General features: G+C 45.0%; 8 protein-coding genes and 7 tRNA genes. 1 reads left to right on the forward strand and 14 read right to left on the reverse strand.

Annotated features, from left to right (window positions below; all coding sequences use genetic code 11):
* Window positions 1-8: 8 nt before the first annotated feature.
* From GOL65_RS18285 to miaB, 3 genes are all read right to left on the reverse strand, one after another.
* Window positions 9-1,064 carry a PhoH family protein gene (locus GOL65_RS18285; protein ID WP_140918064.1) on the reverse strand — a complete coding sequence of 352 codons (1,056 nt, stop codon included), beginning with the start codon at window positions 1,062-1,064 and terminating at the stop codon, window positions 9-11.
* 168 nt (window positions 1,065-1,232) lie between these two features.
* Window positions 1,233-1,424 carry a hypothetical protein gene (locus GOL65_RS18290; RefSeq protein ID WP_140918063.1) on the reverse strand — a complete coding sequence of 64 codons (192 nt, stop codon included), beginning with the start codon at window positions 1,422-1,424 and terminating at the stop codon, window positions 1,233-1,235.
* Window positions 1,425-1,543: 119 nt separating this feature from the next.
* Window positions 1,544-2,971: a tRNA (N6-isopentenyl adenosine(37)-C2)-methylthiotransferase MiaB gene (gene miaB, locus GOL65_RS18295; protein WP_140918062.1), complete on the reverse strand. Its 1,428-nt coding sequence runs from the start codon at window positions 2,969-2,971 to the stop codon at window positions 1,544-1,546.
* A 158-nt stretch (window positions 2,972-3,129) separates the two neighbouring features.
* On the opposite strand from miaB, the gene ubiF reads away from it, so the two are divergent.
* Window positions 3,130-4,320 carry a 3-demethoxyubiquinol 3-hydroxylase gene (gene ubiF / locus GOL65_RS18300; protein ID WP_140918061.1) on the forward strand — a complete coding sequence of 397 codons (1,191 nt, stop codon included), beginning with the start codon at window positions 3,130-3,132 and terminating at the stop codon, window positions 4,318-4,320.
* Window positions 4,321-4,416: 96 nt separating this feature from the next.
* On the opposite strand, the gene GOL65_RS18305 is transcribed toward ubiF, so the two are convergent.
* The 11 genes from GOL65_RS18305 to nagB form a co-directional block, all read right to left on the reverse strand.
* A tRNA-Gln gene (locus GOL65_RS18305) sits at window positions 4,417-4,491 on the reverse strand.
* Window positions 4,492-4,517: 26 nt separating this feature from the next.
* Window positions 4,518-4,602 (reverse strand) — tRNA-Leu (locus GOL65_RS18310).
* A 4-nt stretch (window positions 4,603-4,606) separates the two neighbouring features.
* A tRNA-Met gene (locus tag GOL65_RS18315) sits at window positions 4,607-4,683 on the reverse strand.
* Between the two features lie 224 nt (window positions 4,684-4,907).
* Window positions 4,908-4,982: transfer RNA gene (locus GOL65_RS18320), tRNA-Gln, on the reverse strand.
* Window positions 4,983-5,027: 45 nt separating this feature from the next.
* Window positions 5,028-5,102, reverse strand: a tRNA-Gln gene (locus GOL65_RS18325).
* A 25-nt stretch (window positions 5,103-5,127) separates the two neighbouring features.
* Window positions 5,128-5,212, reverse strand: a tRNA-Leu gene (locus GOL65_RS18330).
* Window positions 5,213-5,216: 4 nt separating this feature from the next.
* Window positions 5,217-5,293, reverse strand: a tRNA-Met gene (locus tag GOL65_RS18335).
* 525 nt (window positions 5,294-5,818) lie between these two features.
* Complete coding sequence (gene asnB, locus GOL65_RS18340) at window positions 5,819-7,486, reverse strand: asparagine synthase B (RefSeq protein WP_179038487.1); 1,668 nt, start codon at window positions 7,484-7,486, stop codon at window positions 5,819-5,821.
* A gap of 267 nt (window positions 7,487-7,753) precedes the next feature.
* Complete coding sequence (gene nagC / locus GOL65_RS18345; RefSeq protein WP_140918059.1) at window positions 7,754-8,977, reverse strand: DNA-binding transcriptional regulator NagC; 1,224 nt, start codon at window positions 8,975-8,977, stop codon at window positions 7,754-7,756.
* A gap of 31 nt (window positions 8,978-9,008) precedes the next feature.
* Entirely contained in the window at window positions 9,009-10,154 is a 1,146-nt protein-coding gene (gene nagA, locus GOL65_RS18350) for an N-acetylglucosamine-6-phosphate deacetylase (RefSeq protein ID WP_140918058.1), read from the reverse strand.
* Between the two features lie 22 nt (window positions 10,155-10,176).
* On the reverse strand, window positions 10,177-10,977 hold the full coding sequence (nagB, locus tag GOL65_RS18355) for a glucosamine-6-phosphate deaminase (RefSeq protein WP_179038488.1): 801 nt from the start codon (window positions 10,975-10,977) through the stop codon (window positions 10,177-10,179).
* Window positions 10,978-11,068 lie beyond the last annotated feature (91 nt).

Here is an 11,068-nt window from a genome sequence, read left to right on the forward strand (position 1 = left end):
GCCTTCAATTATTGCGCACCAGACTCAGAAGTTTGCTGATATTCGCGTTTACGCTGCTCTGCCAGTGCGTCTTTACGTTTTTGGTCTTCTGCTTCCCATTCTTCATAGGCGATAACGATACGGGCAACCACCGGGTGTCTGACCACGTCTTCGCTATGAAAGAAATTAAAGCTGATTTCATCAACGTTGGATAATACCTCAATCGCATGACGCAATCCGGATTTTTGATTACGCGGCAGGTCGATTTGCGTTACGTCACCGGTGATCACTGCTTTAGAGTTAAAACCGATGCGGGTCAGGAACATCTTCATTTGCTCAATGGAGGTGTTCTGGCTTTCATCCAGAATAATAAACGCATCGTTCAGCGTACGACCACGCATATAAGCCAGAGGAGCAACTTCAATAACGTTACGCTCCATCAGCTTTTCGACCCGTTCAAAACCTAACATTTCAAACAGTGCGTCATATAATGGTCGCAGATAAGGGTCAACTTTCTGACTTAAGTCACCGGGCAGAAATCCCAGTTTTTCTCCCGCTTCAACCGCAGGGCGGGTGAGTAATATTCTGCGAATTTCCTGACGTTCCAGCGCATCAACTGCGACAGCAACTGCCAGATAGGTTTTACCGGTACCGGCAGGGCCAACACCAAAGGTAATGTCGTGATCGAGAATATTAGCAATGTACTGAGCCTGATTTGGCGTACGTGGTTTAATCATTCCCCGTTTGGTTTTGATGATCACCGCTTTGCCGTACTCAGGTACCGAATCGGCAATTTGTTCTAAAACGCCGGATTCTTTAATGGCTAAGTGTATTTGGTCGGGTTCAATATCAGCAATGAGCCCACGCACCGGTGCGGTATCCACATAAAGCGTGAGAAGAATATCTTTAGCAACTTCAACACAGGCGGCTTTTCCAACCAGAGTGAATCTATTATCGCGACGGTTGATTTCAATACCAAGGCGTCGTTCCAACTGTTTGATATTGTCATCAAATGGACCACATAAGCTTTTCAGGCGCTCATTGTCTGCGGGTTCCAGTGAAACTTCCAGAGTATCAATCTTCAAGTAGTACCTCTTAATCTCGCGATGTGATTAATGAATAAGAACAGTTTTTGTACAGCTCTATTTATCTTTAATTATAGATAACTTACATCATTATTCATGTGGGATCTCAAATTCGCAACTATTGAGATAAATTCGATGAAATCACGTTTATCGGGGGAGTGAAGCAACTTAATGACCGCCGCCGGTAGCCGCTATGCATTGATAGAGAAACCAGCCAACTGAGCAGGCGGCGGCGGCAGCCAGAATAAACAGAATGACCAGCACAGGGGATGAACGTTTATTTATGTAGAACAGAAGAACACCCAGAATCAGGATTAGAATACACAGTAAGCCGATGGTTGGTAGAATGATCATGCCCATTTTTTACTTTCCCTGTGTCTGATTAATACTAATCGCAATGAAGATAGCGTTTGTTTTTCATAGCATCATGGTAATCAGGTTTACTGTTTACCATGATGCTTTCATATGAAAAATTGACTTTATTGAGGCTGGTAAACACCTACACCTAAATCATCTTCTTTACGGGTACGAACGATCATCTCTTGCGGTGAAGCCTGAACCCGCAAGTTCATCTGATCTTCCGTTCTTACCAGCTTGCCGCGCAGGGAGTTGGTATAAACATCGACAATTTCAACGTCAACGAATTTACCAATCATATCCGGAGTACCTTCGAAGTTAACCACGCGGTTATTTTCGGTGCGGCCAGACAGTTCCATAACGCTTTTACGCGATGTGCCTTCCACTAAAATACGCTGAATGCTGCCTTGCATACGTCGGCTATACTGCATGGCCTGCTGGTTGATTCTCTCTTGTAAAATATACAGACGCTGTTTTTTCTCTTCTTCTGGTACATCATCTACCATGTCGGCAGCTGGTGTTCCCGGACGAGCAGAGAAGATAAAGCTATAGCTCATATCAAAATCAACATCGGCAATCAGCTTCATGGTCTGTTCAAAGTCTTGCAGGGTTTCCCCCGGGAAGCCAATGATAAAGTCAGAGCTGATTTGCAGGTCCGGACGTGCCGCACGCAGCTTGCGAATAATGGCTTTATATTCCAGTGCGGTATGTGTTCTGCCCATCATATTTAACACGCGGTCAGAACCGCTTTGTACCGGCAGATGCAAGAAACTGACTAATTCAGGCGTGTCTTTATAGACTTCAATGATATCGTCAGTGAATTCAATCGGATGGCTGGTAGTAAAGCGAATACGGTCAATGCCATCAATGCTGGCGACTAAACGTAACAGGTCTGCAAACGAGCAGATGCCACCATCAAAAGCAGGTCCACGGTAAGCATTAACGTTTTGCCCCAGCAGGTTTACTTCCCGCACGCCTTGTGCCGCAAGCTGTGCAATTTCAAATAATACGTCATCGCTTGGACGACTCACTTCTTCACCACGGGTATAAGGCACCACACAGTAAGTACAATATTTATTGCAGCCTTCCATAATGGAGACAAAAGCGGTAGGGCCTTCGGCTTTAGGTTCCGGTAAACGGTCGAACTTCTCGATTTCCGGGAAGCTGATATCAACCACCGGACTACGCGTGCCGCTGGCTTTATTGATCATCTCTGGCAGGCGGTGCAGGGTTTGTGGCCCAAAGATGACATCGACAAACGGTGCGCGTTGACGAATGTGATCCCCTTCCTGAGATGCCACGCATCCACCTACGCCAATAATAATATCGGGTCTGGTATCTTTAAATGACTTCCAGCGACCAAGCTGATGGAATACCTTTTCCTGCGCTTTTTCACGAATTGAGCAGGTATTCAGCAATAGAACATCCGCCTCTTCAGCATCTTCAGTCAGCTGATAGCCATGGGTACTTCCCAGTAAATCGGCCATTTTAGATGAATCGTACTCGTTCATCTGACAGCCCCAGGTTTTTATATACAGTTTCTTGGTCATAGATTCGCTACTCAGTACAGGTTAAAACCCTATGCAGGGCGCGTATTGTAATGGTTTGTTGTTCCCGTGACCAGCTTAAGCATCGCTTCAACGCTGAAGGAATTGTAAAAATCCGGTACACTCTGTGACAGTAAGGATTAGCGCGGTGTGATAACAAGATGAAAAAAACGATAAAACAGTATGATGCGATTGTTGTCGGCGGTGGAATGGTTGGCGCAGCGGTTGCCCTTGGATTAGTACAGGCAGGCTGGTCGGTCGCGGTGATAGAACATGATAGTCCGGTAGCTTTTTCCTCAAATAGTGAGCCTGATGTGCGAGTTTCTGCCATTGGTTGTACTTCGGTTAATCTGCTAAAGCGATTGGGTGCATGGGATAATATTGCGTCAATGCGAATTACACCTTATCGCAAGCTGGAAACCTGGGAATGGAATGAGTCTAAAGTGGTATTTGATGCCGCCTCGTTATCGTTGCCTGAATTGGGGTACATGGTAGAGAACCGACTTATTCAACTGGGTTTATGGCAACAGTTTGAACATTGGCCGTCATTAGCATTGCATTGTCCGGCACGTTTAGTGTCGATTATGCCATCAGAGTCTGACGCTAAATTAAAGCTGGTAACATTGGATAATGGTGAATGCCTGAGTGCGCCATTGATCATCGGTGCGGATGGTGCAGATTCTGCGGTAAGAAAGTTTGCCGGTATCGGATTAACTGGCTGGCAGTATCGTCAGTCCTGTATGTTGATAACCGTTGAGACTCAACAACCTCCGCAAGATGCGACCTGGCAGCAATTTTATCCTTCAGGCCCTCGTGCGTTTTTACCGCTATTTGGCCAATATGCTTCGCTGGTGTGGTATGACTCACCGTCCCGCATTCGCCAGTTACAGTCTCTTTCTCTGCCTGAATTAGAAAAAGAAGTGCTGCGTGAATTTCCGGAACGTTTGGGGGCGGTAAAAGTAAAAGCCGCAGGTTCATTTCCGTTAATTCGCCGCCATGCTCAACGTTATTATCAATCTGGCATGGTGCTGGTGGGGGATTCAGCACACACCATTAATCCTCTGGCTGGTCAGGGAGTTAATTTAGGCTATCGTGATGTGGATTGCTTATTACAGGTGTTACTGGAGGCTCGTAAGCAAGGGGAGGAGTACGGTTCTGATAAGGTTTTAAGCCGTTATCAGCGCAGGCGCTATCCGGATAACTTACTGATGCAGTCCGGAATGGATTTATTTTATAAAGCGTTTAGCAATCAGCTGCCACCGCTGCGTCTGATGCGTAATCTGGCGTTAATGGCGGCGGAACGCTCTGGCAAACTCAAGCAATGGGCATTGAAATATGCATTGGGGCTGTAATTAGTGGCAAAGTTATGCCGAACGTGAACGACAGATATAAAAAAACTCGCTAATGCGAGTTTTTTTATATCTGGATAACCATACCCGATAAGAGAATGGCTGGGGTACCAGGATTCGAACCTGGGGATGACGGGATCAAAACCCGTTGCCTTACCGCTTGGCGATACCCCACCAGTTATATTGTCGCTGAAGGAAAATGGTGCGGAAGGCGAGACTTGAACTCGCACACCTTGCGGCGCCAGAACCTAAATCTGGTGCGTCTACCAATTTCGCCACTTCCGCAAAATGGTGGCTACGACGGGATTTGAACCTGTGACCCCATCATTATGAGTGATGTGCTCTAACCAGCTGAGCTACGTAGCCAAATACTTTTTGCTTAACCTTCAACGGCGTTAAGGAGCGCATTATGCGGATATGTGTCGTTTTCGTCAAGGTTTTGATCTGCTCATCAGGTCGAAAACAGGCAGATTTAAGGATTAAACTATTTGATTGATGAATTTTTAAACAATAAGTGAAGATAGGGTCAAATTAAAATAGGGATCAAAACAATGGGAGAAAGATAAAGCTGCTAAAAGGAGGGAAGGAAATGGCTGGGGTACCAGGATTCGAACCTGGGGATGACGGGATCAAAACCCGTTGCCTTACCGCTTGGCGATACCCCAATAGGAGATAATTTCCAAAATAACTTACAAATATAAACAGAAAAATGGCTGGGGTACCAGGATTCGAACCTGGGGATGACGGGATCAAAACCCGTTGCCTTACCGCTTGGCGATACCCCACCCGAGCATTGTCATTGAAGGAAAATGGTGCGGAAGGCGAGACTTGAACTCGCACACCTTGCGGCGCCAGAACCTAAATCTGGTGCGCCTACCAATTTCGCCACTTCCGCAAAATGGTGGCTACGACGGGATTTGAACCTGTGACCCCATCATTATGAGTGATGTGCTCTAACCAGCTGAGCTACGTAGCCAAATACTTTTTGCTTAACCTTCAACGGCGTTGCGGGGCGCATTATGCGTATCTGAGCCACGATCGTCAACTAGTTTTTTCTCATAACGCACTCAGTTTTGTCTGATTGTTTGGCTAATAACCGATATGTCGATAAAAGCGACAAAAAAAGCACCTGTTTGATGAAAGAACGGTTAAAAATGTTTTTTATTTGAGACTGCTGACGAGGTCTCATTTGCTCAATTTCGTGTTTAAATATAGTCCATTGTCGGGAGGGGCTCCCGTGGGGGTCGACTTGGCGTGAGCCAACGAAGTGCCCCTAGGGAGACCAGGCCCGACACGCACTGAAGCCAAGTACAGATTGTCGTCCGGTCGAGCACAACGTCAATATAAGTATTTTAGATTTTACGACCGGAATATTTACTGAAGCTAATTTATCTGGTTTGTAAGCAGGCAGGGTTAAAAATATTATTTATTTCCATAGCAAAACGGACCGAAGTGGCCCGTTTTTTTAACCATAGATTAGCGAGTAGTTTTATACAACCAATTAGCTTTTATACGCGGATTGGTGAACTCCTACCGCACGACCAGATGGGTCATCCAGTTTTTTGAAGGATTCATCCCATTCAATGGCTTTAGCTGAAGAGCAAGCCACTGAAGGGCCACCTGGAACGCATTCTGCAGCGCTAGGCAGTGGAAATAGCTCTTCGAAGATTTCACGGTACAAATAGGCCTCTTTAGAGGTTGGCGTATTATACGGGAAGCGGAAGCTGGCATTCTGCAATTGCTGGTCGCTGATTTGTTCGGCAGCAGTGGCCTTCAGGCTGTCGATCCAGCTATAGCCAACGCCGTCAGAGAACTGTTCTTTCTGACGCCACGCCACGCTGGCAGGAATATAAGACTCAAAGTTCTTACGAATAACGTATTTTTCCATCTTGCTGTTACCGCACATTTTATCTTTTGGATTAATACGCATAGCAATATCGAGAAACTTTTTATCCAGGAAAGGTACCCGAGCTTCTACACCCCAAGCCGCCATAGCTTTATTGGCGCGGGCGCAATCATACATATGCAAAGCCAGAAGTTTTCTCACGGTTTCTTCATGGAATTCTTTTTCATTTGGCGCTTTATGGAAATAGAGATATCCACCAAATACTTCATCAGCACCTTCGCCGGATAGCACCATTTTGATCCCCATCGCCTTAATTTTGCGTGCCATCAAATACATTGGAGTTGATGCGCGAATAGTGGTCACATCATAGGTTTCGATGTGATAAATCACATCGCGAATGGCATTCATTCCTTCCTGTACGGTGAAGTGAATTTCATGGTGAACTGTACCCAAATGACGCGCTACCTCTTGTGCAGCAGCCAGATCGGGAGAACCTTCCAGACCAACGGCAAAAGAATGAAGCTGAGGCCACCAGGCTTCGCTACGCTCATCATCTTCGATACGGCGAGCGGCATATTTTTTGGTAATTGCAGAAATAACTGAAGAGTCTAAACCACCGGACAGCAACACACCATAAGGTACGTCGGACATCAGATGGCTTTTTACTGACTCTTCCAGCGCATTGCGCAGTTCATATTCATCGGTGGCATTATCTTTGACGTTATCAAATTCCATCCAGTCACGCTGATAATAGCGGTGGATTTTATGGTCGCTACTGGACAGATAGCTACCGGCAGGAAATTCTTTAATCGTCTTACAAACGGGCACCAGAGCTTTCATTTCTGATGCGACATAGAAGTTTCCATGCTCATCATGACCGGTATACATCGGGATAATACCAATATGGTCACGACCTAGCAGATAACTGTTATTGGTGCTGTCATACAGAATAAAGGCAAACATTCCCTGAAGGTCGTCGAGGAAATCGATACCTTTTTCCTGATACAAAGCCAGAATAACTTCACAGTCTGACTCGGTCTGGAATTCATATTTATCTTTTAGCTGACGACGCAGTTCCTGATGATTATAAATTTCACCGTTAACTGCCAGTACATGGGTATGTGCTGCGTTATACAGAGGCTGTGCGCCATTATTGACGTCGACAATGGATAAACGTTCGTGAGCGAGTATTGCCGTGTCAGATGCGTAAACGCCAGACCAGTCAGGGCCACGATGCCGCATCAGGCGAGACATCTCTAATGCTTTTTTACGCAGCTCAATTGGATCGGACTTAATATCGAGTACACCAAATATTGAACACATTGTTATCTCTCTTATTCCGTTGTCATTGAAGTTACTTAAATTCGATCATATTTACTTAAGCAAGAATTAAGCCAGATTTTTGGTCAGGTGGCAGAGCAAATACCGCCTTAATTCAGGGCGATACTTTTTAGCATAGCAGCAGTTTTGCACCAGGTTAGTGCGAAGACAGGTTTATTTCAGTGCAATGCTTTTGAATAAAACATTACACTGATTTCAAGATGATGTGACAGACGTTAAGCAAAAAAACTTTTAGAACCGTAATCAATATTAGTCGTTACTGTCACCCAGCAAATGCTGTAACAGGACACCATTAAGCATTGAGCGTTTTACCAACGCAAAAGAGCCAATGGCAGACCGATGGTCCAATTGAGTTGTCACCAGAGGTAAGTTTTGTCGGAAGTTAATCAGAACCTGATTATCAATACAGCGCTGAATTGAGGATAACAAAACTTTTTGTGCTTCTGTGATATCGCCGGAAATAACGACTTTCTGTGGATTAAACAGGTTAACGGCAATAGAGATCGCTTTACCCAATTGATGACCCACATAATCAATCACATTAACGGCTAAATCATCGCCTTTATTGGCAGCTTTGCAAATAGCAGAAATGCTACAGTCATCCAGCGTTAACTTACTGTTATAACCCTGACTGAGAAGATTACGTACCCGCTGTTCAATGGCAAAGTTCGAGGCTACGGTTTCCAGGCAACCGAAATTACCGCAATAACAGCGCTCACCCAATGGATCGATCTGGATATGACCGATTTCACCAACGTTACGATTTTTTCCCAGAAAGATTTGACCGTTGATAATAAAACCGGCGCCAGCACCACGGTGGACGCGGATAAGCATTGAGTCTTCACAATCCTGAGTGGCACCAAAATAGTGTTCTGCCAGTGCCAGGCTGCGAATATCATGGCCAATAAAACAGCTGATATTAAACCGTTCGTGAACCACTTTACCCAGTTGCCAATCCGATACTGAAATGTGCGGCATGTATTTCACCACGCCATCTTCAGGGTCTACCAGACCAGGAAGGGAGATAGCAATTGCAATTAATTCACGGATTTTACTGCTGAAGGTGTCAATAAAATGGGCAATAGCCTGAAGGAGACCCTTTTCCAGTGCTTCCTGAGTACGTTCAGGTAAAGAGTAGGGCTCTTCTATCAGTGCTTTACCGCTGAGGTTATACAAAGTGATAGTGGCGTTATTACGCCCTAAACGCACAGCAACAGTATGAAAGTTTTTGTTTTCAGTAACAATAGAGACCGCCCGACGTCCTCCGGTTGAAGCCTGCTGCTCAACTTCTTTAATCAGACCTCGATCCAGAAGTTGTCGGGTGATTTTGGTGATGCTGGCTGGGGCCAGTTGGCTAAGTTCAGCAATCTGAATACGCGATATGGGACCTTGCTGATCGATTAAGCGATAAACTACCGCCCCATTTAACTGCTTTACCAGATCGATGTTACCAATTTGACCGCCTGTCGTCATCGTTACCTCTGTTACTATTGTTGAATCATGGTTATTGCTTTTTCAATAATCCATTGACCCATGTATGTGTGATTTTAAAATCATGAGTAAACGCGGTGAGATTGGCAACCTTACCGGTTTCAATGCTGCCTAAAGCGTTAGAGACACCCATTGCCCGAGCAGGGTAGAGTGATGCCATACGAAGCGCTTCATCAAGAGGTATACCAATAAATTGAACGCTGTTGGCTACGGCTTCAATCATGGTTAAAGCGGAGCCGCTTAGGGTTCCATTTTCATCTACGCACATTCCGTTGCGGTAATATACTGGTTTACCTGCGAAAATAAAATGATCAATATTGGCACCGGCTGGTGCAGTAGCATCAGTCACCAGTACCAGTTTGTCACCTTTCAGACGCTTAGCATTACGAATACTCGCCCAGGCAACGTGGTGACCATCAGCAATAACACCAGTATAGATTTCAGGCGTATCGAAGATAGCTCCCATCAAACCAGGTTCACGACCGGTTATATAAGGCATGGCATTATATAAATGTGTCGCAAAGCTGATGCCGGCAGCAAATCCGCTGCGAGCCTGCTCGTAATTGGCATTTGAATGGCCAGCAGAAACAACAATTCCTGCTTCAGTAAGCTGGCGAATAACCTGACTGTCAACCTGCTCTGGTGCCAGAGTAACCTTAGTAATGACATCTGCATTTGCACACAGATAATCAATCATTGCTGCATCAGGTTTACGGATGAAGTCAGGGTTATGTGTCCCTTTCTTCGCTACGTTGATATAAGGACCTTCCAGATGGAGACCCAAAGCCTGATGATCATATTTACCAAGATAACTACGCATTACTTCAATAGCATGCTTCATCATCTCATCACTGGAGGTGATAAGTGTCGGCAGGTAGCTGGTACAGCCTGACCTTTCGTTAGCCTGCTGCATGATTTCAAGAGTTTCAACAGAAACGGCTTCCATAGAGTCGTTAAACTGAACGCCTCCACAACCATTAAGTTGAACATCAATGAAACCCGGTGCCAGAATGGCACCTTGTAGATCCTGAACTTCGATATCTGATGGCAACTCACTTTGCGGGCATACACGCTGGATCAATCCATTGGCAATAATAACCGCGTGATTATCCAGGATATCGTGGCCGGTATAGATCCGGCAGTGGGTTAAAGCATACATCACACACCCTCGCAGTAGTGGCTTAAAGAGCTTTAATATTTTCCGCCTCTAATTCACGGAAGTATTTAACAGTTTTAATTTTTAGTTCCATAGTGGAAGGCTCATCACAAACCATAATGGCTTTTGGATGCAATTGCAGAGCAGAAACAGTCCATAAGTGATTCACATAACCTTCAACGGCGGCCTGCAACGCCTGAGCTTTGTTCAGACCAGTCACCAGAATCATCACTTCTGCTGCATCCATCAAGGTACCAACACCAATGGTTAAGGCATATTTCGGTACTTTGTTCATATCGTTTTCAAAAAAACGCGAGTTAGCAATACGGGTCTCTTCCGTCAATGTTTTAATACGGGTACGAGATGACAGGGAAGAAGCAGGTTCATTAAATGCAATGTGACCATCATTACCCACACCGCCCATAAATAAGTTTATCTGGCCGTATGACTTAATTTTATCTTCATAACGCTTACATTCAGCCTGAACATCGCTGGCGTTACCATCCAATAAATTAATATTCTCAGGTTGAATATCGACATGGATAAAGAAGTTATTATGCATAAATGAATAATAACTTTGTGGATGATGTTTCTCTAAGCCAATATACTCGTCCATATTAAATGTAACGACCTGTTTGAAGCTAACTTCCCCGGCCTTATAGAGTTCAATCAGGCGAACATAGGTGTTCAGTGGCGTGCTTCCTGTTGGCAAACCTAATACAAAAGGGCGATCGGCGGTGGGTTTAAACGCATTAATGCGGTTTGCTATATGGCGGGCGGACCATAACCCAACGTCTTTTGCACTTTCTAATGGAATAAGTCTCATGTCAAAACCTCTTGGTTACATAACACTGGCTATACTCATACGTGAAGGATAACGTGACATATTGAAATTAATGACTATAACTATAACGCAC

Source organism: Limnobaculum xujianqingii, from assembly GCF_013394855.1.
Taxonomy (GTDB): domain Bacteria; phylum Pseudomonadota; class Gammaproteobacteria; order Enterobacterales; family Enterobacteriaceae; genus Limnobaculum; species Limnobaculum xujianqingii.

Bases quoted from the DNA above. Each gene is read 5' to 3' on its own strand.
- nagB (WP_179038488.1), bottom strand. From the start codon at position 10,977: ATGAGACTTATTCCATTAGAAAGTGCAAAAGACGTTGGGTTATGGTCC.
- ubiF (WP_140918061.1), top strand. From the start codon at position 3,130: ATGAAAAAAACGATAAAACAGTATGATGCGATTGTTGTCGGCGGTGGA.
- GOL65_RS18290 (WP_140918063.1), bottom strand. From the start codon at position 1,424: ATGGGCATGATCATTCTACCAACCATCGGCTTACTGTGTATTCTAATC.
- asnB (WP_179038487.1), bottom strand. From the start codon at position 7,486: ATGTGTTCAATATTTGGTGTACTCGATATTAAGTCCGATCCAATTGAG.
- nagC (WP_140918059.1), bottom strand. From the start codon at position 8,977: ATGACGACAGGCGGTCAAATTGGTAACATCGATCTGGTAAAGCAGTTA.
- nagA (WP_140918058.1), bottom strand. From the start codon at position 10,154: ATGTATGCTTTAACCCACTGCCGGATCTATACCGGCCACGATATCCTG.
- miaB (WP_140918062.1), bottom strand. From the start codon at position 2,971: ATGACCAAGAAACTGTATATAAAAACCTGGGGCTGTCAGATGAACGAG.